Origin of the sequence: Amycolatopsis deserti, from assembly GCF_014653945.1 — a bacterium.
Taxonomy (GTDB): Bacteria; Actinomycetota; Actinomycetes; order Mycobacteriales; family Pseudonocardiaceae; genus Amycolatopsis_E; species Amycolatopsis_E deserti.
This window is the reverse complement of sequence record NZ_BNAU01000004.1, coordinates 298,148-321,631: the sequence shown is the minus strand read 5'-3', so window position 1 is coordinate 321,631 and position 23,484 is coordinate 298,148. Positions and strand designations below refer to the sequence as shown.

Sequence of the window (23,484 nt, the reverse complement as noted above, 5' to 3'; positions counted from 1 at the left end):
TCGTGGCGACGCCCGATGCAGACCGTAGTAACAGCAGAGAGGAACCGTCATGTCGGCCCCGGAGCGCATCCGCGAAGAGCGCCTTTCCGAGCTCTTCCAGGCCTGGCGCGACGACGTGAACAGTGTTCCGATACCCCGGCTGGTGTCTACCGAAACCGCGGTGGCCCTGGTGCGCTGCGCGCGAGCCCTCGATGCGTCGCGCCGGGCCGCTGAACCCCCCGACGGCCCAGCGGCCCGGCACGACGGGCTGGTGCCGTAGGGGCTGAATCTTAGCTTCGGCAAGCGAAAAAGTAACCAGTCGTAGGTCAACTGTTACAAGAAGTCACGCGTTGGCAGGAGCAGGACGTCCACCTCACTGCCCTCGGGCGCGTCCACCACGTCCTCCGGCAGCTCGATCAGGCAGTTGGCCTGCGCGAACGCGGCCAGCAGGTGTGACCCGGGGCCGCCGCGCGGACCGACCTCGCCGGTCACCTCGCCGTCGTGGTGCGAGTAGAACCCGCGGCGGAACTGGCGCCGCCCCGCCGGCGAACGCAGCGCCTCGGTCAGCCGCGCCCGCACCCGCTGGCGGTCGACGTCGCGGTGGCCGAGCGCGGTCAGGATCGCCGGGCGCAGGAACACCTCGAACGACACCAGCACGCTCACCGGGTTGCCGGGCAGGGTCACCACCGGCACGCCGTGCCAGCGGCCGTTGCCCTGCGGCCCGCCCGGCTGCATCGCCACCTTGACGAACTCGACGCCGGCACCGGTCAGCGAGTCCTTCACCACCTCGTAGGCGCCCGCGCTGACCCCGCCGGAGGTCACCACCAGGTCGGTGCCGGCCAGGCGCGGCTCGATGATCGCGCGGAACTCGGCGACGTCGTCCACCACGCTGCGCACCACCTCGACCTCGCAACCCAGCGCGCGGATCCCGGCGGCCAGCATGATGCTGTTCGACTCGTAGATCTGCCCGTGCCGCAGCTCCTGGGGCGGGGTCACCAGCTCCGACCCGGTGGACACCACCAGCACCCGCAGCGGCGCGTGCACGGTCAGCCGGTCCAGCCCGACCGCGGCGGCCAGCCCGAGCTGCGCCGGCCCGAGCACGGTGCCGGCGTGCAGCGCGATCGTGCCCGCGGCGACGTCCTCGCCGGTGCGCCGCAGGTGCGTGCCGACCGAGGCCGGTTCGCGGATCGACACCTTCTCGGTGCCGCCGTCGGTGTCCTCGACCTTCACCACGGCGTCCGCGCCCGGCGGCATCGGCGCGCCGGTCATGATCCGGTGCGCGGTGCCCGGCAGCAGCGGCGGCACGTCGGTGCGCCCGGCCGGGATGTCCTCGGCGACCGGCAGCTCGACCGGCGTGGTGGCGGTGGCCGAGGCGACGTCGACCGCGCGCACCGCGTAGCCGTCCATCGCGGAGTTGTCGAACGGCGGCAGCGAGACGCCCGCGGGCACGTCCTCGGCCAGCACGAGCCCGGCGCAGTCGGCCAGCGGGAGCGCCTTCGCCGGGGCGGTGCCGAGCAGCTCGACGACGGCCGCGCGGTAGGTGTCGACGGAAATCACGCGGACCATCCTGCCTCGCGGAGGTGGCCGTGCAACACTTCCCCCGCTCGTTGATCCGCAAGGGGGAGGCATGCAGGTCCGCACCCGGCACACGCCCGCGTTCGGCGTCGCCCGAGTGATCCTGGGTCCCGGGGAGGCCGTGCAGGCCCCGGGCGAGTCGATGTTCGCGAGCAGCTTCGGCCTCACCGAAGCGTCGAACGGGCGGAAGTCGCCGTCGGTGTTCACCGCGCCTGCCGAGGGTGGCTGGGTGGACCTCGCGCCATCCGGTGCGGGTGACGTGTACCCGCTGGAGTTCGACGGCCGCACCGGCTGGTGCGTCGCGCGGCATGCCGTGCTCGCCCGCCCGGCGTCGGTGCGGGCCGACTCGTGGCCGGGGCTGCAGGCGATGTTCGGCGCCGAGCACGGGTTCCTGGAGCACTACAGCGGAACCGGCCCGCTGGTGCTCGCCTGCGCCGGCCCGGTGGACCAGTTCCAGCTCGCGGCGGGCGAGCTGATCTCGGTGCGGCCGGGGCACCTGCTGGCCTATCCGGACAGCGTCCAGGTCCGTCTGCGCGCGCTGGACCCGTCGGGGCAGCAGTCCATCCGGACGGGCGAAGGGCTCATGCTCGACTTCGCCGGACCGGGAACGCTTTTGGTGCAAGCGCGTAAATCTCGCTGAATCTTATTGATCCTTCGCGTTTCTCCGGTACCGTGACTTCCACTTCGGGAGCCGGGCGGGCACGGCTCCCGGTGGTTTTCGCAAGGAGGAAACCGTGGCTGTTGGCACGGTCAAGTGGTTCAATTCCGAAAAAGGCTACGGCTTCATCGCGTCCCCCGAGGGGCCCGATGTGTTCGTGCATTACTCGGCCATCCAGTCGGATGGATTCCGCACTCTGGACGAGGGCGATCAGGTCGAGTTCCAGATCGAGTCGGGCCGGGACGGCCGGACACAGGCGGCGGACGTCCGCAAGGTGTCCTAAGAGCTCCGGCTAGGCTGCCCCGTGTGACAGGCGATGTGTCGGGGGACCTCACCGGTCGCCGGCTGGGCAACTACCGCATAGACGGAGTGCTCGGCAAGGGTGGCATGAGCGTCATGTACAAGGCCACCGACGTGCGGCTTGGTCGCAAGGTGGCCTTGAAGGTGATCGGCGAGCACCTGGGTGCCGACGCCGAGTTCCGCGAACGGTTCGTGGACGAGGCGCGCAACACCTCCGCCGTGGATCACGCGAACGTCGTGCCGTTGTACGACTTCGGTGAGCTCGACGGGATGCTCTACATCGCCATGCGCCTGGTCGACGGGGCGGATCTGGCGAGCCTGATCGCGGACGGGCCGATCTCGCCCGACCGCACGCTGAGGCTGCTCGACCAGGTCGCCGACGCGTTGGACTGCCTGCACGAGCGCGGCCTGGTCCACCTCGACGTCAAACCGGCCAACGTGCTGGTCACCAGCCGGGAGTCGGCGCGCGAGCACGTCTACGTCGCCGACTTCGGGCTGACCCGGCGCGGCGCGACCGGACACCGCACCCGCGGCGGCGACTTCCTGGGGTCGCCGACGTACGCCGCGCCGGAGCACCTGCGCGGGGAGCCGCTGGACGGGCGCACCGACCAGTACGCGCTGGCCTGCGTGCTGTACGCGTGCCTCACCGGGCACCCCCCGTTCAGCGGCGACGTGCCGACGGTCATCAAGGGACACCTGGCCGTGGAGCCGCCCGCGGTGTCGGGCGTGGTCGGGCTGCCCGCCGCCGTCGACGAGGTCGTGCGCAAGGGCATGGCGAAGAACCCGGCCGACCGCTACGACAACTGCGTGGAGTTGATCACCGCGGCGCGCAAGGCACTCGGCCCGGCCGCCGGTTCGACCACGCCACCGGGCCCACCCCAGACGACACGGGAGGCCGGGATGCCATCCGCACCGGGACAGCCGGGCGGCCACCCCGGCCCGGGCGCCGCCCCGCAGGGCGAGCCCGGGCACGGCTGGCAGGCGGCCGCTGGCGCCGGCCAGCCAGGTGCCGGCGCCGGCCAGTCTGGCCAGCCCGGCAACTTCGGTCACCCGGGCGCTGGCGCCGCCCAGTCCGGTCCGCAGGGCCACGGCCAGTCCGGCCCCGGGGATCAGCCGGGTCAGCCCGGCTACTCGGGCCCGCACGGGCCCGGCCCGCAGGGCTACGGCGATCAGCCGGGGCAGCCCGGCAACTTCGGCCACCCGAGCGCTGGCCCCGGCCAGCCGGGGCAAGCCGGACCGGGTGGTCAGCCCGGCGCCCAGGGCGCCGCCCACTCCGGCCCGCAGGGCCACGGCCAGCCCGGCCCCGGCGATCAGCCGGGTCAGCCCAGCTACTCGGGCCCGCAGGGCCACGGCCAGTCGGGCCACGGCGATCAGGCGGGCAACCCCGGCAACTTCGGCCACCCCGGCCCCGGGGGTCAGCCCGGGCAGCCCAGCCATTCCGGCTCGCAGGGCCCCACTCACGGTCACCCCGGCCCGCAAGGCCCGGGCCAGCCCGGCACGCCCGGGCACGCCGGTCAGCCGGGCCCCTACCCGGGCCACCAGCCCGGCCCGTCCCCGTACGGCCACCCCGGCATGCCCCAGTTCTCCCCGAACACACCCCCGCACGGCCAGCCCTGGAACCCCGGCTGGCCACCCCAGCAGCAGCCCTACGGCTACCCCCAGCAGCCGCCGAAGAAGAGCGGCCTGAAGTGGCTGTGGGCGGCACTGGCCGGGCTCGTCGTCGTGGCGGCGGTCGTCGTGACGCTCGTTCTGGTGAATCGCGACGGCGGTTCCGCGCCCGCGACGACCACCGCGCCCAACATCCCCGTCGGCCCCACCGGCGGCGCGACCGGCCAGTCCACCGGCAACGCCCCGCCGCCCGCGACGATCTCCATCAAACCGAGCCCCTGACGTGCGGTTCTTGCACTCGCCCCCGGAGAGTGCTAAACAGGCGTTGGCACTCGGCAGCGTCGAGTGCCAAACATGGTCGGGACGGTGAGGCCGGCTCGGAACACCGAGCAGGTCGTCCGTCGCGGGCACCGAGCCTGGCCGAGCTAAGTGTCCTGCTGCCAGTCCGAAAGCAGGTCATGGCAGCGACCACTACCGGAGGACAACACCCCAATGGCCAAACTGATCGCGTTCGACGAGGACGCCCGCCGCGGGCTTGAGCGGGGTCTGAACACCCTCGCCGACGCCGTCAAGGTGACGCTTGGCCCCCGTGGCCGCAACGTCGTGCTCGAAAAGAAGTGGGGCGCGCCGACGATCACCAACGACGGTGTCTCCATCGCGAAGGAGATCGAGCTCGAGGACCCGTGGGAGAAGATCGGGGCCGAGCTCGTCAAGGAAGTCGCCAAGAAGACCGACGACGTAGCCGGTGACGGCACCACCACCGCCACCGTGCTGGCCCAGGCGCTCGTGCGCGAAGGTCTGCGCAACGTGGCCGCCGGTGCCGACCCGATCGCCCTCAAGCGTGGCATCGAGCAGGCGGTCGAGGCCGTCGTCGAGCAGCTGCACAAGGCCGCCAAGGAGGTCGAGACCAAGGAGCAGATCGCTGCCACCGCCTCGATCTCGGCCGCGGACCGCACCATCGGTGAGCTGATCGCCGAGGCGCTGGACAAGGTCGGCAAGGAAGGCGTCGTCACCGTCGAGGAGTCGAACACCTTCGGCCTCGAGCTCGAGCTCACCGAGGGTATGCGCTTCGACAAGGGCTACATCTCGGGCTACTTCGTCACCGACGCCGAGCGCCAGGAAGCCGTCCTGGAGGACCCCTACATCCTCCTGTTCGGCTCGAAGATCTCGAACGTCAAGGACCTGCTGCCGGTCCTGGAGAAGGTCATGCAGTCGGGCAAGCCGCTGCTGATCATCGCCGAGGACGTCGAGGGCGAGGCCCTGGCCACCCTGGTCGTCAACAAGATCCGCGGCACCTTCAAGTCCGTCGCCGTCAAGGCTCCGGGCTTCGGTGACCGCCGCAAGGCCATCCTGCAGGACATCGCGATCCTGACCGGTGGCCAGGTCATCTCCGAGGACGTGGGCCTCAAGCTGGAGAACGCGGACCTGAACCTGCTGGGCAAGGCCCGCAAGGCCGTCATCACCAAGGACGAGACGACCATCGTCGAGGGTGCCGGCGACGCGGACCAGATCCAGGGCCGCGTGAACCAGATCCGCGCCGAGATCGAGAAGTCGGACTCCGACTACGACCGCGAGAAGCTGCAGGAGCGGCTGGCCAAGCTGGCCGGCGGCGTGGCCGTCATCAAGGCCGGTGCCGCCACCGAGGTCGAGCTCAAGGAGCGGAAGCACCGCATCGAGGACGCCGTTCGCAACGCGAAGGCCGCCGTCGAGGAGGGCATCGTCGCCGGTGGTGGCGTGGCCCTGCTGCAGGCGTCCAAGGCTGCCTTCGAGGGCCTGCGCCTCTCGGGTGACGAGGCGACCGGCGCGAACATCGTCAAGGTCGCCGTCGAGGCTCCGCTCAAGCAGATCGCGGTCAACAGCGGTCTCGAGGGCGGCGTCGTGGCGGAGAAGGTCAAGGGTCTGCCGGAGGGCCACGGCCTGAACGCGGCGACCGGCGACTACGAGGACCTGGTCAAGGCCGGCGTCATCGACCCCGCCAAGGTGACCCGTTCGGCGCTGCAGAACGCGGCTTCGATCGCGGGCCTGTTCCTGACCACCGAGGCCGTCGTCGCCGACAAGCCGGAGAAGGCTGGCGCCGCTCCGGCCGGTGACCCGACCGGTGGCATGGGCGGTATGGACTTCTGATCCACTAGTCCGGCGAAAGCCCGGGTGCGCTCTGCGCATCCGGGCTTTTTGCTGTCTACTCCTCAGGCATCAGGAACCAGCAGATGGCGTAGAGCAGGATCGGCGCGCCGAACCCGAGCAGGGTCGCGGCGACGAGGACGATGCGGATGACCGCCGCGTCGACGCCGAGCAGCGCGGCCCAGCCGCCGGCCACGCCGGCGATCATCTTGTCGGTGGAGCTGCGGCGGAGCTTCTTGGTGGTCACTGTGTTCGTCATGCGTCCATCGTCGGCCGCGGCGCGCGTCGGCACATCGGGGACGAACCCGGAGCGCACCCGGAAAACCTGGGCCAGGGTGCCCCGGGACGGATAAGGTCGATCACATGGCGGGATCGTTGCTCGGCACCGAGGTCCGGCGGATCGAGGACCCGGATCTGGTGCGTGGTCGTGGAACCTTCGTCGACAACCTGAAGTTCGACGGCGTCTGTCATGTCGCGTTTGTCCGGTCGCCGTTCGCGCACGCACTGGTCAACGGCATCGACACGGCCGAGGCGGCCGCGGCGCCCGGGGTGATCGCGGTGCTCACCGCGTCGGACCTGGACCTGGCCGAGCTGCCGGTGTTCCTGGATCTCAACCCGTTGGCGAAGCGGTACGCGCTGGCCTCCGACCGGGTGCGTTTCGCCGGTGAACCGGTGGCCGCGGTGATCGCGGAAAGCGCGACGGCCGCGGTGGACGCGCTCGAACTGGTCGAAGTGGACTACGAACCGCTGCCCGCCGCGGTGGATCCGGAGCAGGCGCTGGAGGACGGCGCGCCGCTGCAGTTCCCGGAGCTCGGCTCGAACATCGCGGCCGGCGAACGCGACTCCACGGGCGAGGAGGTTCTCGAGGGCGCGGACGTCGTGGTGCGGGCGCGGATCGAGAACCAGCGCCTGGCGGTGGCGCCGATGGAGGGCAACGCGATCGTCGCGCTGCCCGCCGACGACGAGTTCGACCTGACGGTCTACGTGTCGACGCAGATGCCCCACTGCTTCCGGGCCGCGGCGGCCAAGCTGTTCGGGCTCGAGGGCGACCGGGTCCGCGTGGTGGCGCCGCACGTCGGGGGCGCGTTCGGCGGCAAGGTCGGGGTCACGGCCGAGCACGCGGTGGTGATCGAGGCGGCGCGGCGGTTCGGTCGGCCGGCGAAGTGGACGGAGACCCGCTCGGAGAACCTGCAGGCCTCGCCGCAGGGCCGGGCGCAGGTGCAGTACGGCGAGCTGGGGCTGCGCCGCGACGGCACGATCGTCGGCCTGCGGTGCCGGGTCGTCGGGGACGCGGGGGCGTACGCCGGATTCGGCGGCGGGCTCGCGCTCGGTCCGACGCGGACGATGGCGCAGGGCGTCTACCGGATCCCGAAGATCAGCTACGCGGCGATCGCGGCGCTGACGAACACCGCGCCGGTGGGCGCCTTCCGCGGTGCCGGCCGTCCGGAGGCGACCGCGATGCTGGAGCGGCTGATGGACCTGGCCGCGGCCGAGCTGGGCATGGACCCGGCGGAGATCCGGCGGCGCAACTTCCTGCGCCCGGACGAGTTCCCGTACACGACGTTCAGCGGCGCCAGCTACGACAGCGGCGACTACGACCTGCCGTTGCGCACGGCGCTGGAGATCGCCGGTTACGACGAGCTGCGGGCCGAGCAGAAGCGGCGCATCTCGGCGGGCGAGTCGCGGCTGCTGGGGATCGGCGTGAGCGCGTACGTCGAGATCACCGGTGGTGGCAGCGGCGAGTTCGCGTCGGTGGAGATCCGGGCGGACGGGACGGCGGCGATCAAGGTCGGCACGTCCGGGCACGGTCAGGGCCACGCGACGTCGTTTTCGATGCTGGTGGCCGACGCGCTGGGGATCCCGCTGGAGTCGGTCGAGTTCATGCAGTCGGACACGGCCGCGGTGCCGCGGGGCGGTGGAACGGGTGGTTCGCGGTCGCTGCAGGTCGGCGGTAGCGCGGTGCGGCAGGCGGCGGATCTGGTGCTGTCGCGGGCCCGGGAGCTGGCCGCGTCGCGGCTGGAGGCGGCCGTGGACGACATCGTGCTGACCGACGGCAGGCTCGGCGTGGCCGGCGTCCCACAGGCGACGATCGGCTGGGCGGAGCTGGCCGAGGCGGCCGTAGCGGAGGGGCGTCCGCTGCTGGAGACGACGGACTTCAAGCCGGACGGGGCGACGTTCCCGTTCGGGGCGCACGTCTCGGTGGTCGAGGTGGACGTCGAGACGGGCTTCGTGAAACCGTTGCGGCACATCGCGGTCGACGACTGCGGGCGCGTGCTGAACCCGATGATCGTGCGCGGGCAGCAGCACGGCGGCGCGGTGCAGGGGATCGCGCAGGCGCTGTGGGAGCAGGTGTCCTACGACGAGGACGGCAACCCGGTGACCGCCACGTTCGCCGACTACCACCTGCCGTCGGCGGCCGACGTGCCGGCGTTGGAGGTCAGCAACACGGAGACGCTGACCGACCGGAACCCGTTGGGCGCCAAGGGAATCGGCGAGTCGGCCACGGTCGGTTCGACACCCGCGGTGCAGAACGCGGTGATCGACGCGCTGGCCCACCTGGGCGTCCGGCACATCGACATGCCGCTGACGCCGCAGCGTGTGTGGCGCGCGGTGCGCGCCGGAGGCGGGGACCCCTGGCGTGAGCCACCCGCGGCGTTCGGCACGTTGCCAGTGCGGGCTTCGGGTACATCGGCGGACGCGGACGAGGCGGTGGCTTAGGCGGCACCGGCCCGGTGCTGGACCGGGCTCACCCCGCGACTCGCCTGGGCCGGGTCGAGCCAGGCCTTGGTGGTGGCCTCGTCCGCGGCGGTTTCGCGTGGGGTCGGGTTCGGGGGCGTCGGCGGACGCGGACGAGGCGGTGGCGTACGCGGCTCTGGTTCGGCTAGTCAGCCCGCGACTCGCCTGAGCCGGTTGAGCCATGCCTTCGTGGTGGCCTCATCCGCGGCGGTTTCGCGCGCGAGGTCCGGTTCCGGGGCTTGCCGCGGGACGGGCAGGTAACCGTCCACAGGGGTCAGTGACTGGCTGGTGGTGTCCTTGGTGAGCAAGGACATCGTGCCCAGCCCGCACGCGAAGTCCAGTTCCGGCAGCGCCCCGGCGAGCGCGAGCCCGGCCGCCAGCCCGACGCTGGTCTCCACCGCCGACGAGACGACGCACGGCAGCCCGGCGGCCTCCGCGACCTCGAGCGCCCGGCGGACGCCGCCGAGGGGCGCCACCTTGATCACGGCGACATCGGCGGCGTTCGCGACGGCCACCCGGAGCGGATCCTCGGCCCGCCGGATCGACTCGTCGGCCGCGATCCGCACATCGGTCTTCCGGCGCACGGTCGCCAGCTCGTCGATCGAAGGGCACGGCTGCTCGACGTACTCGAGGCCGCCCGCGGCGCGATCCAGCTCGCGAATGGCCTTGACCGCCGTGTCGACGTCCCAGGCGGCGTTGGCGTCGACGCGGATGGCTCCCCGAGGCCCGAGCGCGTCCCGCACCGCCGCGACGCGTTCACAGTCCTCCACAATGGACGTCCGTGGGTCCGCGACCTTCACCTTCGCGGTGCGGCACCCCGAGCGCGCGACCATCTCATGAGCCGCGTCGGCCCCCACGACGGGCACGGTGGTGTTGACGGCGATCCGATCCCGCACGGGAGGCGGCCACCCCTGCCGGCTGGCCTCGAGGGCAGCTGCCAACCAGGGCGCACACTCGCGATCGTCGTAATCGGCGAACGGGCAGAACTCACCCCAGCCGGCGGGGCCGCGCAGGAGAACCCCTTCGCGCACGGTGACCCCGCGAAACCGGTTCCGCAGGGGGATCGCGTAGACCAGGGGTTCATCCACGAAGGCATCCTCGCACGCCCGGCGAGGCCGGCCGGCCGCACGGGGTTTCCGGCCTTGGTGGCCGCGCGTACCCAGCGGTTGCGCTGTGGACGCCGGTCTCCGCGCACCCCAGGGCCTGGGCGGCCGTTCCAGGGTTCTCGTCTTGGGCTCTGTCTTGATCGCAGTACGCGGTGAGCCGCCAGCAGGCACTCGGCTGCCCATGGCCGCAGCTCCGGTCGGCACTCCGGGCTGTACCTTCGGTGTGCCCGCCGCCGGGGTTGTGCCTTCGGTGTGCCTGCCGGGCTGCGCCTTCGGCCCGCCCGCCGTCCACACTTCCGCCGGTGGCTGTGGCTTCGGCCCGCGTCCAAGTCCCTCGCCCTTCGGCGGATGCCCGGCTCCCAGTTGTGCCGCCGGGAGCCACCCGCCGGTCGCTCCACGCTCCTGACCTCGACCACCTTGCCCGGCGCCCACTCGTCGTCAGCTGCCCGGCTGCCCACCAACCACCGCTAATGGACTAAATGGTTAATTAGCGGCTAGCATGCGAGCTGCGGACATGTGGAGGTAGCGAATGAAGGCCGTAGTGCTGGCCGAGCCCGAGGTGATGCGGCTCGTCGACCTGCCGGAACCCGAGATCGGGCCGCGCGAGGTGCTCGTGCGCATGCGGGGGCTCGGGCTGTGCGGGTCGGACCTCGGCGTCTACCGCGGTGCGCGGGAGGTGCCCGAGCGGCCGTGGCTGATGGGCCACGAGGGCGTCGGCGAGATCGTGGCCGTCGGGGCGGACGTCACCGACCGCGCGGTCGGCCAGCAGGTCGCGATCGAGCCCAACTACTGCTGCGGCCGGTGCGCGGCGTGCACCAGCGGGTTCACCTCCGCCTGCACCGAGCGGGTCATCGTCGGCATGAACCATCCTGGTCTGCTGGCCGAGTACGTGGCGGTCCCGGCCGAGTTCGCCTGGCCGGCGGCGGAGACGGTCGCCCTGGAGGACCTCGTCTGCACCGAGGCGCTGACCGTCGCGCGGTCGGCGATCCGGCGCTCCGGCGTCGAACCCGGCCAGCGGGTGCTCGTCGTCGGGGCGGGCTCGCAGGGCCTGCTGCTGTGCCTCGCGCTGCGCGCGCTCGGCGCGACGGTCGCGGTCCAGGAACCACACGAGGGACGGGCCGAGCTGGCCCACTCGTTCGGTGCCGAGACCACCGCCGACGGCGAGTTCGACCTCGTCTTCGAGACGTCCGGCGTCCCGCAGGCCCTGCGCGCCGGGCTGGAGCGCCTCCGCCGCGGCGGCACCGCCCTGCTCGTCGGCATCAACTCGCGCCCGCTCGAGCTGACCACCGCCGACCTGGTGTACCGCCAGCACACCCTCAAGGGCTCCCTGATCTACGACCACCCGGTCGACTTCGAAACGACGGTGGAGCTGCTCAACCGCGACGAGGTCCGGCCGGGCAAGGTGCTGCAGGCGCGGTTCCCGCTGGAAGAGGCGGCGCAGGCGTTCGCATCGGTCCAGTCCGTCGCCGGCAAGTCCTGGATCAGCTTCGACTGACGCCCGGCTCCAGGCGACCGAGCAGCTTCGACTGACGCCTCCGCTTCGAGCGGGCGGTCATCTTCGGCCACGTCCGGCGTCTAGCCTCGCGGCCGATCAGGCTCGACCGATGTCCTGCTTCGGCCCGAGCGCCGGCGGCCGGTCAGCTCCTGGTGAGCGGCCCATAGCGGCCAGCCAGCTCCCGACCAGTCGCGGCGGCCGCCTGGCTTCGGCCGGACAACCTCGACCGATCTCCGGCTTCGGCCGGCGGCCGGTCCGTCCCACCGGGCGTCCAGGTGCGGCGACCGGTCACCCTTCCGGCAGCTTCGCCAGATCCGCCTCGATCGACCAGGCCGCGCGCAGCAACTCGGGCACGTAGTCCCGCTCGACCTGCCCGTGGCCGAGCCGGTCCGGGTGCACCGAAGCGTTCACGGCGGCGATCACCCGCCCACGCCGGTGCCGCACGGGCGCCGCGATCGCGCGCAGGTCGTCGTCGAGGTCGTGTTCCGCCATCGCCCACCCCCGTTCCCGGACCTGCTCGACCTCCTTCGGCAGGCCGGCGACATCCGGAAGGGCGTCGAACCGACGGGTGAGCTCCTCCTCCGGAAGCGCGGCGAGGAGGACCTGCCCGCTCGATGTGGTGTACGCGGGGCGGCGCGCACCGACGGTGAGAGTCGGCGGAGCGTGCCGGTGCCCGGGCACCACCGCGAGGTACACCACGTCATCGCGATCGAGCACGGTCAGCGACGCCGTCTCGTTCAGCTTGTGCGCCAGGTCGTGCAGGTGCGGGTGCGCGACCTCGGGCAGCGCGAGCCCGGACAGGTACGCGTACCCCGGGTCCAGGGTCCGCGGCGTGAGCCGGAACGCCTGCCCGTCGTAGCGCACATACCCGAGGTCCGCGAGCGTGAGCAGCAACCGCCGCGCGGTGGCCCGGTCCAGGCCTGTCAGCTTGGCCGCCGCGCCCGCCGTCAGCGCCGGGCGGTCCGCGCCGAAACACCGCAGGATCGCGAACGCCCGGCCGACGGCCTGCACGAAATGCGGGCCGTGTCCAGCGCCTTCGCCGGCCGTCGTGCTCGTCATCGAATCCTCCGACTGCCACCCGATCGGCTCGTCCTCATCGTACGTCCGCATGTTTCGCGCCCGCGGGGACACGGGTAGTTCACCGCTGAACCCCCTGAACGGAAGGAGTGCAATCGTGGCGAACACACTCTCCGGTAAGCGAGTGGCCTTCGTCGTCGCGCCCGAGGGCACCGAGCAGGTCGAGCTGACCGAGCCCTGGAAGGCGGTCCAGGACGCGGGCGGCCAGCCGGAGCTGGTGTCCACTTCGCCGGGCAGCATCCAGGCGTTCAACCACCTCGACAAGGCCGACACGTTCCCGGTCGACAAGGTTGTCACCGACGTCTCCCCGGACGACTTCGACGCGCTGGTCCTGCCGGGCGGCGTGGCGAACCCGGACTTCCTCCGCACCGTCCCCGACGCCGTCCGCTTCGTCCGCGGGTTCTTCTCGCAGCAGAAGCCCGTCGCGGCGATCTGCCACGCGCCGTGGACCCTCATCGAGGCCGACGTGGTGCGCGGACGCCGGATGACGTCCTGGCCGAGCCTGCAGACCGACCTGCGCAACGCCGGCGCCGAGTGGGTGGACGAGGAGGTCGTGACCGACTCCGGTTTCGTCACCAGCCGCAAGCCGGACGACCTGCCCGCCTTCTGCAGCAAGCTCGTCGAGGAGTTCGCGGAGGGCAAGCACCGCGCCCAGGCGAAGAGCGCCTGACCCGTCTTCAGGACGCCCGGTCGACTTGTCAGGACGGCAGGTCGATCGGGCGGCTCGCGACCCCCAGCCGGGTCGCCAGCGAGATGGCGTCGCCGGGCGCCTTCACCTTGATGTCGTTGTCGAAGTAGACGTACACGTCGCGCGTCTTCCCGCCGCCGGTGCGCCGCCAGCGGCGGATCTTGCCGGCCCAGCGCTGCAGGGCCTCGTCGGTGTAGCCACTCGCGTAGAGTTCTTCGTCGCCGTGCAAGCGGACGTACACGAAGTCCGCGGTCACCTCCTCGAAACTCGGCCAGGTACCGGCCGAATCGGCCGCCACCAGGGCGATGTTGTTGTCCCGCAACAGCTTCTGGCACTCGTCCGAGTGAAAACTCGGGTGCCTCGGCTCGAGTGCGTAGCGCAGTCGCCGGTTCTTGCCGGCTTCGGTGTGGGCCTCTCCCTTCAGTTTGTTGTCGTGTTTGCGGGCCAGTTCCGCCGCCGCCCGGGTGTCGCGGGGCAGGATCGCGAAGAACTCCGCGAACCGGTCGGGTTCGAACGCGAAGTTCGCCGGCAGCTGCCAGAGGATCGGCCCGAGCTTGTGGCCCAGTGCCAGCACCCCCGAGGCGAAGAAGTTCGCCAGCGGTGTCTCCGCGTCGGTCAGGCGCTTCATGTGGGTGATGAAGCGACCGCCCTTCACGGCGAACACGAAGTCGTCAGGCGTCTGCTCCGCCCAGGCCCGGTACCGCTCCGGACGCTGGAGCGAGTAGAACGAGCCGTTGATCTCCACGGAGTTCACCTGCCGCGAGATGTACTCCAGCTCGCGGCGCTGCGCCAGGCCCTTGGGGTAGAACGTGCCCCGCCACGGCGGGTACCGCCAGCCCGAGGTGCCCACCCGGATTTCGGCGATGGTGACCTCCTCAACCGTTCCGTCAATCCCAGGAGAACCTCCAGTGCCGCCGGTGCACCAGGCCCGCGGCGTACTCGCGGAGGGTGCCCGGCTGTCCGGAGAAGCTGCGCAGGCTGAACGCGCGGTGCTCGGCCGCGAGGACGAGCGACCGGCTCTGGTTGCGGGGCGGCGCCGCGACCGAGAGCTCCAGTTCGTCGAAGCCGAGCACGACGAGCGTCGCCCCGAACCGGTCCTCCCAGCTGCGCAGGACCGCGGACACGGCGGCGACCTCGTCCGTCGACTTGATCATCCCGGTCCAGCCGAGCGTGGCGGGGACGTCGGCGGGCCGCTCGACCGGCACCAGCCCCAGGCGGTAGGGCGCGCGCCGGACGAGGATGGAACCGGTGTTCCCGGCTTCGGCCAGCGGATCCACCCGCAGCTGGGATTTCTTCGCGAGCCCAGGGAACGTGGCGCCGTACGGCCGCAGGCAACCGGTGCCGTTCGGGCAGCAGAAGGGATCCCACCAGCGGGCGAGCGTCGCCCCGGCGTCGATGTTCCCGACGCGGTGGGCGGCGGGCGCGAGGCGGCCGCGGTCGGTCAGCCAGTCCTCGCCGTTCGCGGCGAAGCGCGGGTCGTGCGGGATCAGCACGGGCCACAACCCGGACCGGTCGAACCCGGCGACGCAGGCGCGGTACAGGCCGGGGTCGGCCAGCGGGTCGCCGGAGACCCACATCTGCCCGATCCAGCGGCCGGGCGGCAGGTCGATGCTGGTGAGGGCCTCGGCGACGAGGCTTTCCTCGGGTGTGGCGGCGGTGGTCACGGGACCTCCTCGGGATGGACTACGTCGATGAGGTCGAACAGTAGTTCGAGGGTACGACAGTTTCGGGGCCCGAGGATCAGTTTTCGCCACTTCACCCGATCGGTCGAACGGGTGTTCGAGATTCGTGGTAGCTTCGGTCATGAGCGGGTCGTATCCCGCCGTTGAACTGGGGTTTCGTCCGCACCTGCGTGAGTACTGGACCGCACGTGCAGGGCGAGGGCCAGCAGCCAGGCCCCCGTCAACGCCACTGCGAGCGGCAGCAACACGTACAGGTGCCGCCAGGCGAGAGCCATCCCGATCGAAGCCAGGAGGCAGAGGACCAATGACGGCACGACCAGACGCGGCCACCGGTACCCGGCGATCACCGGAGCCGCCGACAGCACCAGCCCGGCGAGACCGATCAGCGCCTTCGGCTCACCGCCGGAGAGCCACAGGACCAGCCATGCCGTGCTGGGCACCGCCGCCAGCACGAAGCCGGCCCACGAGCACGTCCGCGACAGCCGGCGCGACTCCGCCGCGTCCGAACGACGGGCGCGACGCAGCATCGTCATGGCCGCGGCGAGAACCACCGCGACGACGAAGACCACGCCTGCCCACACCACGTGCCGGGGATTCCACGTTTGTGCGCCGTCTATGCCTCGCCGGTGCGGTGATCCACCGTGTGGTTCCCGGACGGCGTTCGAGCGTCAGGCGGCCGGACGGCGGCCGCGACCCGGCGTCGCTGCGGCGACAGGAAACGCCACGACGACGCCCGCTCCTGCCCAAATCGCCGATCGGGAGGGCCACGTTCGTGCCGCGCCTACGCTTGGCCCTGGCGGCCACCCATCGCGTGGCCGCCGGTCTACGTCCTGGTGTCGCGCCTGTGGGCGCTAGCGAGGAAGCGGTGCCGCGGCCGCGGCGGGAAACACCACGGCGTAGGCCATCCTCGCCGCCGGGCGGACGTTCCACGTTCCTCCGCCGGCTTCGCCTCCCGGGCGCGGCCATCCACCATGCAGCGCGGCGACCGAGCGTGCCGCTGCGGCGCGGACTTCTCGGCGCCGCGCTACAGGTAGGCGTCCGCGTCGTGGATCGTGTACGCGTAGCCCTGTTCGGCGAGGAACCGCTGCCGGTGCGCGGCGTACTCGGTGTCCAGCGTGTCCCGCGAGACCACCGAGTAGAAGTGCGCCTGCCTGCCGTCAGCCTTCGGGCGGAGCAGCCGGCCCAGGCGCTGCGCCTCCTCCTGCCGGGAGCCGAACGTGCCCGACACCTGGATGGCGACGGTCGCCTCCGGCAGGTCGATCGAGAAGTTCGCGACCTTCGACACCACGAGCTTGTCGATCTCGCCGCGCCGGAACGCGTCGAACAGCGCCTCGCGTTCCTTGTTCCGCGTGGAGCCCTGGATCACCGGCGCGTCCAGTTCCGCGCCGAGTTCCTCGAGCTGGTCCAGGTACGCGCCGATCACCAGCGTCTGGTCGCCAGCGTGCTTGTCCAGAATGGACTTCACGACCGGGATCTTCGTGCGGGCGGTGGCCGCCAGCTTGTACTTGTCCTCGGATTCGGCCGTGGCGTAGAGCAGGCGCTCGTTGTCGGTGAGGGTGACCCGCACCTCGATGCACTCGGCGGGCGCGATCCAGCCCTGCGCCTCGATGTCGCGCCACGGCGCGTCGTACCGCTTCGGGCCGATGAGCGAGAAGACATCGCCCTCGCGGCCGTCCTCGCGCACCAGCGTCGCGGTCAGGCCGAGTCGGCGCCGGGACTGCAGGTCCGCGGTCATCCGGAACACGGGCGCGGGCAGCAGGTGCACCTCGTCGTAGACGATCAGGCCCCAGTCGCGCGAGTCGAACAGCTCCAGGTGCTTGTACTCGCCCTTGGACTTGCGGGTGATCACCTGGTAGGTCGCGATGGTGACCGGCCGGATCTCCTTCTTCTCGCCGGAGTACTCGCCGATCTCGTCCTCGGTCAGGGACGTGCGCGCCACCAGCTCGCGCTTCCACTGGCGCCCGGCGACGGTGTTGGTGACCAGGATGAGGGTGGTGGCCTGCGCGCGGGCCATGGCGGCGGCGCCGACGAGCGTCTTGCCCGCACCACAGGGCAGCACGACCACGCCGGAACCGCCGGCCCAGAACGCTTCGGCGGCCTGCCGTTGGTAGTCGCGCAGTCCCCAGCCGGTCTCGGCCAGCTGCATCGGGTGCGCCTCGCCGTCGACGTAGCCGGCCAGGTCCTCCGCGGGCCAGCCCACTTTGAGCAGGGCCTGCTTGAGCCGGCCCCGCTCGGAGGGGTGCACCAGGACGGTGTCGTCGTCGATGCGCGCGCCCAGCATCGGGCTGATTTTCTTGTTGCGCAGCACCTCTTCCAGCACGGCCCGGTCGGTCGTGGTCATGACGAGGCCGTGGGCTGGGTTGTTCGTGATCTGCAGCCGCCCGAAGCGCGCCATCGTGTCGACGATGTCGATCAGCAACGGCTGCGGCACGGGGAAGCGCGAGTACGTGGTCAGGGCGTCGACGACCTGCTCGGCGTCGTGCCCCGCCGCGCGGGCGTTCCACAACGCGAGCGGCGTCACGCGGTAGGTGTGCACGTGCTCGGGGGCCCGTTCCAGTTCGGCGAACGGGGCGATCGCGATCCGGGCGTCGTCGGCCATCGGGTGGTCGACTTCGAGCAGCACGGTCTTGTCGGATTGGACGATCAACGGGCCATCGGTCACGTACTCCTTTATACGGCGTCGTCGGCGGCCGAGCCGTGCTGGTCGCGCGCGGGCGCACCGAACCAGCGGGTCAGCGCGGCGTCGAGAGGACCGCCGCCCGCGGCCCAGCACCGGTACCCGTCCGGCCGGATCAGCAGGGCGGACTCGGTGAGCTGGTGGTCCGGTTCGGCCTGGACCCGGTCGACGCGATCGGACCAGCCCGGCGGCAGTGGGTGGTCGCCGGTGAGGTCGAGCAGCAGGCCGCGTCCGGAGCGCAGGAGCGCCGACAGGCGGGTGGTCCCGTCGCCGGTGGCCAGTTCGGCGTCGGGCACACGACCGGCGGCGTCCAAACCGGACATCATGCCGGCCAGGTAGTGGTTGGTGTCGGGGAGCCGCAGGAGGTCCACGAAGATGCCGCGCAGTGCGGCGACGTCTTCGGACAGCTTCGGCGTGGCGAGCACGCGTTGCGCCGAGGTGTGGTGCAACACGCGGGCGGCCGCGGGATGCCGTTCCTCCTGGTAGGTGTCCAGCAGGTCACCCGGTGCCCAGCCGTGCACGGTCGCCGCCAGCTTCCAGCCGAGGTTGAGGGCGTCCTGCACACCGAGGTTCAGGCCCTGACCGCCGAGCGGCGGGTGGATGTGCGCCGCATCCCCCGCGAAGAGGATCCGGCCGTGCCGGTACCGCTCCAGCTGCCGGGTCGCGTCGCTCCACCGGGACGCGGCGAGAACGTGGGACAGCCGGGTGTCCGAGCCGTACACCGCGGTGAGCGCGTCGACGATCTCGCTCTCCGGCACCGGGCCCCTGGTCCTGGTGCTGCTCCTGGTCGTCCCGGCTGAACGTGAGGCGGTACCGATCACCGCCGACCGGCACGAGCATCGACCAGTAGCCGTTGGCGTGACGGGTCAGGCCGCTGATGTGCCCGGCTCGTTCGGGCACGAGTGCGGACACCGACGCGAGTCGGATTTCGGCCAGCACGGCCTGGAAGGTGCCCGGCCGGCCGGGGAAGGGCAGGCCGAGCAGCTTGCGGACGGTGCTGTGCGCACCGTCGCAGGCGACCAGGTACTGGGCGCGGCGCGTGTCGTCGGCCGCGGTGACGGTGACTCCGTCGGCGTCCTGCGCGACGCCGGTCACCGGATGTCCGCGGCGCAGCTGCGCGCCGCGGGCGAGGGCCGCTTGTTCGAGGACCTCTTCCACGAGGTCCTGACGGATCGAGAGGGGGTAGGGGTGCCGGGTCGGCCAGGACGAGTAGTCGAGCGCGACCGGCAGGGTGGCGAAGTGCCCGCCGACCGGTTCGCGTTCGTGTGCCCGGTCCTGCATGGCGTCGAGCAGGCCGCGCTGTTCGAGCAGCTCCGCGGTGCGCGGCTGGATCGTGCCGCCCTTGGTCTGCTCGACTCGCTCGGTCAGCGGTTCGACGACCACGGTCCGAACCTCGGCCAGCGCGAGTTCATTGGCGAGGGCGAGACCGGTCGGGCCGGCTCCGGCGATGACGACGTCGGTGTCCACTAGTCCTCCTGAGTGCAAAAGTAGACTGAGTGCAGATTACTACCGAGTGAAAGGAGATTGCTAGCCTGGGGCCGTGACCGAACCGGCCGGACTCCGCGAGCGGAAGAAGCAGCGCACCCGTGAGGCGATCTCGAACGCCGCGATCAACCTGTTCCTCGAGCACGGGTTCGATCAGGTGTCCGTTGCGCAGGTCGCTGAGGTCGCCGAGGTCTCGCGGCGCACCCTGTTCGCGTACTTCCCGACGAAGGAGTCCCTGGTCGTCCACCGTTTCGCCGACCACGAGACGGAAAGCGCCCGCATGGTGCGGGGCCGTCCGGAAGGCCGGACGCCGCTGGAAGCGATCCGCGAGCACTTCCTCGACGGGCTCGACCGGCGGGACCCGATCACCGGGCTCAGCGACGTCCCGGAGGTCCTCGCGCTATACCGGATGATCTTCGCCACGCCGGCGCTGCTCGCGCGGATGCTGGAGTTGAACCAGACGGCCGAGGAGGCTCTGGCGGAGGCCCTCGCGGACACCGCCGCGGTGAGGCCCGGTGAGGCGCGGGTGGCCGCGTCCGCGATCGTCGCGGTGCTGTGGACCCTCGCCCGCGAGAACCACCGGTCGGTCGCGTCCGGCCACTCCGCGGACGAGGTGTTTCCGCAGGCCAGGGCGGCGGCGGAAGAGGCGTTCGGGCTGCTGGAGGGCGGCTTCGGCAGGCTCGGCGTGGCGTAGACCGTGTGGAACGCCACACCGCGGAACGCCACGCACGGTGCCGGACGTCTTGCCCAGCGAAAGATTTCGGCCAGCGGGTAGAAGCCGCGGTCCGGGGCCAATACGATCGCCGACGGACCGCATCACGGTTAGCGCGGGCGGGGCGCGTGTGTCCGCGGTCGCTACCCTCACCGGGGTTGGCGACCCAGCCGGTGCCGATCCGAGTCCGGCAAGACGGCTAGAGAAGGAAGTCAGGTGGCCCGGCGGTACAAGCGTCCCGAGAGCGGTGAGGCGCTGGACCGGCGACCGGACACCCGGGCAGGCAGCCGGTGGCGGCTGCGGAACTGGCGGCTGCGCACGAAGCTGATCGCCGTCCTGCTCATCCCGATGCTGACCGTGCTGGCGCTGATCACCGTGCACGTGCGCGCCGACCTGCGGCACGCCGAACAGCTGGCCGAGCTCGCCGCGCACGCGCGCGTGGACGCGGGCGTCAACGCGGTGGTCAACGAACTGCAGCGTGAGCGGGACCTGACCGTGCGGTACGTCGCCGGCCAGCGCCGCAACGGGCTGAGCGAGGTACGTGACCAGCGCACGCGGGTGGACCAGGCCGCCGGCGCGTTCGCCCGGGAACTCGCCGCCCAGCAGTCGTTGCTCTCCACGGCGAGCGCCGAGGAGCTGAAGGAAGCCCAGTCCCGGCTCGACTCCCTGCCCGGGCTGCGCTATTCGGGTGAGTTCTCGAACTCGTCAGCCGATTCGATCCTGACCTCTTACAGCGACCTCATTTCCGGGGTGCTCGACCTGTCCGACCAGGCCGTCGCCGAGATCGCGGACGCGGAGGTCGCGCGGCTGCGGCTGTCCGCCAACGCGCTCGCCCGCGTGAAGGACCAGATGTCGGTCAAGCGCGCGGTTCTCGGGCAGGCCTTCGCGGAGGGCGAGGTGTCCGACGACCGGCTCCGGAAGCTCCTCGGCGCGGACGCCCAGCTCGCCGCAGCGCAGAACGACTTCCGGAAGTTCGCCACCCCGGCCGAGCAGCGCGTCTACGAGCAGACCGTGGCGGGTCCGGCCGTGCAGACGGCGAATTCGCTGTTCGAACTCGCGATCACCAGGACGGAGAACGGGCAGAGCCTGTCCGGGCTCGACTCGCGCCAGTGGGACCAGGCGATCACCGGGACCATCGACCTCGCCTACCAGTTCCAGCAGACGTTGCAGGTGCAGACGCAGCAGCGGTGCGATGCGCTCGCCACCGACGCGCGCCGCTCCGCGATCGTCAACGCCGCGGTGGTCTTCGGCGTTCTGCTGCTGTGCGCGGTGCTCGCCGTGGTCATCGGGCGGTCGCTGCTGCGGCCGCTGCGGATCCTGCGCAACACCGCGTTCGACGTCGCCGAGCATCGCCTGCCCGCGGCGGTGGACGAAATCCTCGCCGACCCGCATCCGGACTTCATGACCGCGCACCGCGGCGTGGCGCCCGTTCCGGTGTTCACCCGCGAGGAGGTCGGGCAGGTGGCCCGCGCGTTCGACGCGGTGCACGGGCAAGCGGTGCGGCTGGCCGGTGAGCAGGCGTTGCTGCGGGAGAACATCAACGCGATGTTCGTCAACCTGTCCAAGCGCAGCCAGGACCTGGTCGAACGTCAGCTTTCCGTGCTGGACCGGATGGAGGCCGACGAGCAGGACCCGGAGACCCTCGGCGGCCTGTTCGAGCTCGACCACCTGGCCACGCGGATGCGCCGCAACAGCGAGAACCTGCTCGTGCTGTCCGGGCACGACTTCGGTGACGAGAAGGCCGAACCGGTCGCCGCCGAGGAGATCATCGGCGCGGCGCTGTCCGAGGTCGAGCACTACCAGCGCATCGAGCTGACCGCGATGCCGGAGATCGCGATCCGTGGCGAGGCGTGCAACGACCTGGTGCACGTCGTTTCCGAGCTGCTGGAGAACGCGACGCTCTACTCGCCGTCGGACAAGACGGTGACCGTGGTCAGCTCGCTCGCTGAGAACGGCGCCTGGCACGTGCACATCACCGACCAGGGCGCGGGCATGCCGCAGCCGGAGATCGACCGCGCCAACAAGCGGCTGGCGAACCCGCCCGAGGTGGACGTCGAGGTGTCCCGGCGGATGGGCCTGTTCGTGGTCGCCACGCTCGCGAAGCGCCACGACATCCAGGTGCGGCTGCGCTCCGCGGACGGTGGGGGGCTGGTCGCGACGGTCGTCGTCCCGGCCCGGCTGGTGATCGAGAACGTCGCGCCGGTGCCGGAACCGCTTCCCGCCCCCGTCGCGCCGCCCGCCCCGGAGCCGCCGCCGGTGCCGGTCGCGCTGCCGTCGCTCAAGCCGATCCCGCTGCCGCAACCGGAGCCCGCGCCGGAACCGGAGCCGGACGACACGGTCTCGATCCCGGTCGTGCGGGACGAACCACCCCGCGCGCCGATCGAGCGGGAGGGCCGGGTCGACTGGCCGACCTCGGACAACGACGCCTTCCCGCCGGAGGACGAGGAGCCGACCGAGCGGATGCCGGCGTACCAGGCGGTGCTGTCGCGGTGGTTCACGACCGGCGAGCACTGGCCGGTCAGCCGTGCTTCGGCGGCGGATCCGGATTGGCCGGCCGAGCCGGAGTGGCCGTCGGCGGACGACGACGCGGCGGTCGACGGGAATCCGCCGAACTTCCCGCAGCAGGTGCGGCGACGGCCGGACTCGTTCGACCCGCCTACGCTCTCACTCGATCCCGACGAAGTCCGCCACCGGATGTCGCGGCTGCAGAACGGATTCGCCCGAGCCCGCGACGCCCGGGGTTCGGAGGGCTGACGGGTTCGATCCCGGCTAGCCGTTGGCGGGCGTCGATCGCGCGGGCCAGGCGGGACAGCGCGTAGTTGATCAGGAAGTAGAGCAGCGCGATGATCAGGTAGGTCTGAATCAGGAGCCGGTTGTAGCCGGCGAGGACCTTGCCGCTCTGCAGGAGTTCGGCGTAGCTGACGACGATGCCGAGCGAGGTGTCCTTCACGACGCCCGCGGTCTGGCTGATCAGCGCCGGCACCACGCGGCGGATGGCCTGCGGGAAGATCACGTGCCGCATCGACTGGTAGGGACGCATGCCGAGCGCGGCCGCCGCCTCGCCCTGGCCGGCTTCGAGGGAGCGGAAGCCGCTGCGGAAGATCTCGGCGAGCTGGGCCGCGCGGGACACGGCGATCGGGAGGACGAGTTTCCAGAGCAGGGGGAGGTCCACGCCGTACCGGGGCAGCGCGAACATCGCGAAGTAGATGAGCAGGAGCAGCGGGACGACGCGGACGACCTCGACGTACGCCCGGGCCGGCGCGCGGGCGACGACGTGCCGCGAGATCCGCCCGAGCGCCAGCACGAGCCCGGCGACCATGGCGATCGCGACGGCCAGCACGGCGGCCAGGGCCGTGCCGCCGAGGCCGCCGAGCAGGTAGCGCCACATCGGCCAGGAGCCGTAGGGCGCCCACCGCTCCGCGGCGAGCTCCCCGTTGATCGCGAACTGCCGTACGGCCACCGCGAGGAGCACGAGACCGGCCACACACGCGACGACGGTGGCGATGCGGATGCGCCGCCGGGCGCGCGGACCGGGGGTGTCGAAGAGAACGGAGGTCATGCGCGGGCTGCCTGATTCAGCACGGA

Annotated in this window: 20 protein-coding genes and 1 pseudogene; 10 read left to right on the top strand and 11 right to left on the bottom strand. The window is 71.6% G+C overall.

The features are described from left to right. Positions 1-49 precede the first annotated feature (49 nt). On the top strand, positions 50-259 hold the full coding sequence (locus IE290_RS19480; protein WP_094005745.1) for a hypothetical protein: 210 nt from the start codon (positions 50-52) through the stop codon (positions 257-259). Between the two features lie 53 nt (positions 260-312). On the opposite strand, the gene moeA is transcribed toward IE290_RS19480, so the two are convergent. After that, entirely contained in the window at positions 313-1,536 is a 1,224-nt protein-coding gene (gene moeA, locus IE290_RS19475) for a molybdopterin molybdotransferase MoeA (RefSeq protein ID WP_191246047.1), read from the bottom strand. Positions 1,537-1,606: 70 nt separating this feature from the next. Between moeA and IE290_RS19470 the strand changes: the two genes are divergently transcribed. From IE290_RS19470 to groL, 4 genes are all read left to right on the top strand, one after another. After that, positions 1,607-2,194 (top strand): AIM24 family protein, encoded by a 588-nt coding sequence (locus tag IE290_RS19470; protein WP_191246046.1) that lies wholly within the window; start codon positions 1,607-1,609, stop codon positions 2,192-2,194. A gap of 94 nt (positions 2,195-2,288) precedes the next feature. Beyond that, positions 2,289-2,495: a cold-shock protein gene (locus IE290_RS19465; protein WP_094005748.1), complete on the top strand. Its 207-nt coding sequence runs from the start codon at positions 2,289-2,291 to the stop codon at positions 2,493-2,495. 23 nt (positions 2,496-2,518) lie between these two features. Next, positions 2,519-4,402: a serine/threonine protein kinase gene (locus IE290_RS19460; RefSeq protein ID WP_229874604.1), complete on the top strand. Its 1,884-nt coding sequence runs from the start codon at positions 2,519-2,521 to the stop codon at positions 4,400-4,402. Positions 4,403-4,612: 210 nt separating this feature from the next. Further along, positions 4,613-6,244: a chaperonin GroEL gene (gene groL / locus IE290_RS19455; protein WP_094005750.1), complete on the top strand. Its 1,632-nt coding sequence runs from the start codon at positions 4,613-4,615 to the stop codon at positions 6,242-6,244. 55 nt (positions 6,245-6,299) lie between these two features. Here groL and IE290_RS19450 read toward each other — a convergent pair whose 3' ends face one another. Further along, complete coding sequence (locus IE290_RS19450) at positions 6,300-6,500, bottom strand: PspC domain-containing protein (protein ID WP_191246045.1); 201 nt, start codon at positions 6,498-6,500, stop codon at positions 6,300-6,302. Between the two features lie 104 nt (positions 6,501-6,604). Between IE290_RS19450 and IE290_RS19445 the strand changes: the two genes are divergently transcribed. Beyond that, positions 6,605-8,959, top strand: a complete 2,355-nt coding sequence (locus IE290_RS19445; protein WP_191246044.1) for a xanthine dehydrogenase family protein molybdopterin-binding subunit — start codon at positions 6,605-6,607, stop codon at positions 8,957-8,959. Positions 8,960-9,126: 167 nt separating this feature from the next. On the opposite strand, the gene IE290_RS19440 is transcribed toward IE290_RS19445, so the two are convergent. After that, positions 9,127-10,065: an o-succinylbenzoate synthase gene (locus IE290_RS19440; RefSeq protein ID WP_191246043.1), complete on the bottom strand. Its 939-nt coding sequence runs from the start codon at positions 10,063-10,065 to the stop codon at positions 9,127-9,129. A gap of 547 nt (positions 10,066-10,612) precedes the next feature. Between IE290_RS19440 and IE290_RS19435 the strand changes: the two genes are divergently transcribed. Continuing rightward, a complete protein-coding gene (locus IE290_RS19435) occupies positions 10,613-11,578 on the top strand; it encodes a zinc-dependent alcohol dehydrogenase (RefSeq protein ID WP_191246042.1) in 966 nt (321 codons plus the stop codon). A gap of 288 nt (positions 11,579-11,866) precedes the next feature. Here IE290_RS19435 and IE290_RS19430 read toward each other — a convergent pair whose 3' ends face one another. Then, positions 11,867-12,688 (bottom strand): IclR family transcriptional regulator domain-containing protein, encoded by an 822-nt coding sequence (locus tag IE290_RS19430; protein ID WP_191246041.1) that lies wholly within the window; start codon positions 12,686-12,688, stop codon positions 11,867-11,869. Between the two features lie 64 nt (positions 12,689-12,752). Here IE290_RS19430 and IE290_RS19425 point away from each other — a divergent pair, with 64 nt between their 5' ends. After that, entirely contained in the window at positions 12,753-13,325 is a 573-nt protein-coding gene (locus IE290_RS19425) for a type 1 glutamine amidotransferase domain-containing protein (protein WP_027933805.1), read from the top strand. A gap of 28 nt (positions 13,326-13,353) precedes the next feature. Here the strand turns inward: IE290_RS19425 and IE290_RS19420 are convergent, their stop codons facing one another. The 6 genes and pseudogenes from IE290_RS19420 to IE290_RS38275 form a co-directional block, all read right to left on the bottom strand. Next, positions 13,354-14,193, bottom strand: coding sequence for a DUF72 domain-containing protein (locus IE290_RS19420; protein WP_191246040.1), 840 nt, complete (start codon positions 14,191-14,193; stop codon positions 13,354-13,356). Positions 14,194-14,230: 37 nt separating this feature from the next. Then, positions 14,231-15,007, bottom strand: coding sequence for a DUF4253 domain-containing protein (locus tag IE290_RS19415; protein WP_191246039.1), 777 nt, complete (start codon positions 15,005-15,007; stop codon positions 14,231-14,233). 137 nt (positions 15,008-15,144) lie between these two features. After that, complete coding sequence (locus tag IE290_RS19410) at positions 15,145-15,594, bottom strand: hypothetical protein (RefSeq protein ID WP_229874603.1); 450 nt, start codon at positions 15,592-15,594, stop codon at positions 15,145-15,147. A gap of 455 nt (positions 15,595-16,049) precedes the next feature. Continuing rightward, positions 16,050-17,687, bottom strand: coding sequence for a DNA repair helicase XPB (locus IE290_RS19405; protein ID WP_191246038.1), 1,638 nt, complete (start codon positions 17,685-17,687; stop codon positions 16,050-16,052). A gap of 8 nt (positions 17,688-17,695) precedes the next feature. Then, positions 17,696-18,460 carry an FAD-dependent monooxygenase gene (locus tag IE290_RS38280; RefSeq protein WP_268246373.1) on the bottom strand — a complete coding sequence of 255 codons (765 nt, stop codon included), beginning with the start codon at positions 18,458-18,460 and terminating at the stop codon, positions 17,696-17,698. Positions 18,461-18,566: 106 nt separating this feature from the next. After that, a pseudogene (locus IE290_RS38275) lies at positions 18,567-19,169 on the bottom strand (FAD-dependent monooxygenase); the annotation flags it as partial. Between the two features lie 73 nt (positions 19,170-19,242). Here IE290_RS38275 and IE290_RS19395 point away from each other — a divergent pair. Further along, positions 19,243-19,881, top strand: a complete 639-nt coding sequence (locus IE290_RS19395; RefSeq protein WP_191246037.1) for a TetR/AcrR family transcriptional regulator — start codon at positions 19,243-19,245, stop codon at positions 19,879-19,881. Between the two features lie 234 nt (positions 19,882-20,115). Next, positions 20,116-22,653, top strand: a complete 2,538-nt coding sequence (locus IE290_RS19390; protein ID WP_191246036.1) for a sensor histidine kinase — start codon at positions 20,116-20,118, stop codon at positions 22,651-22,653. On the opposite strand, the gene IE290_RS19385 is transcribed toward IE290_RS19390, so the two are convergent. After that, complete coding sequence (locus IE290_RS19385) at positions 22,556-23,458, bottom strand: ABC transporter permease subunit (RefSeq protein ID WP_191246035.1); 903 nt, start codon at positions 23,456-23,458, stop codon at positions 22,556-22,558. The two genes, IE290_RS19390 and IE290_RS19385, sit on opposite strands and share 98 nt — an antisense overlap. Between the last annotated feature and the right edge of the window lie 26 nt (positions 23,459-23,484).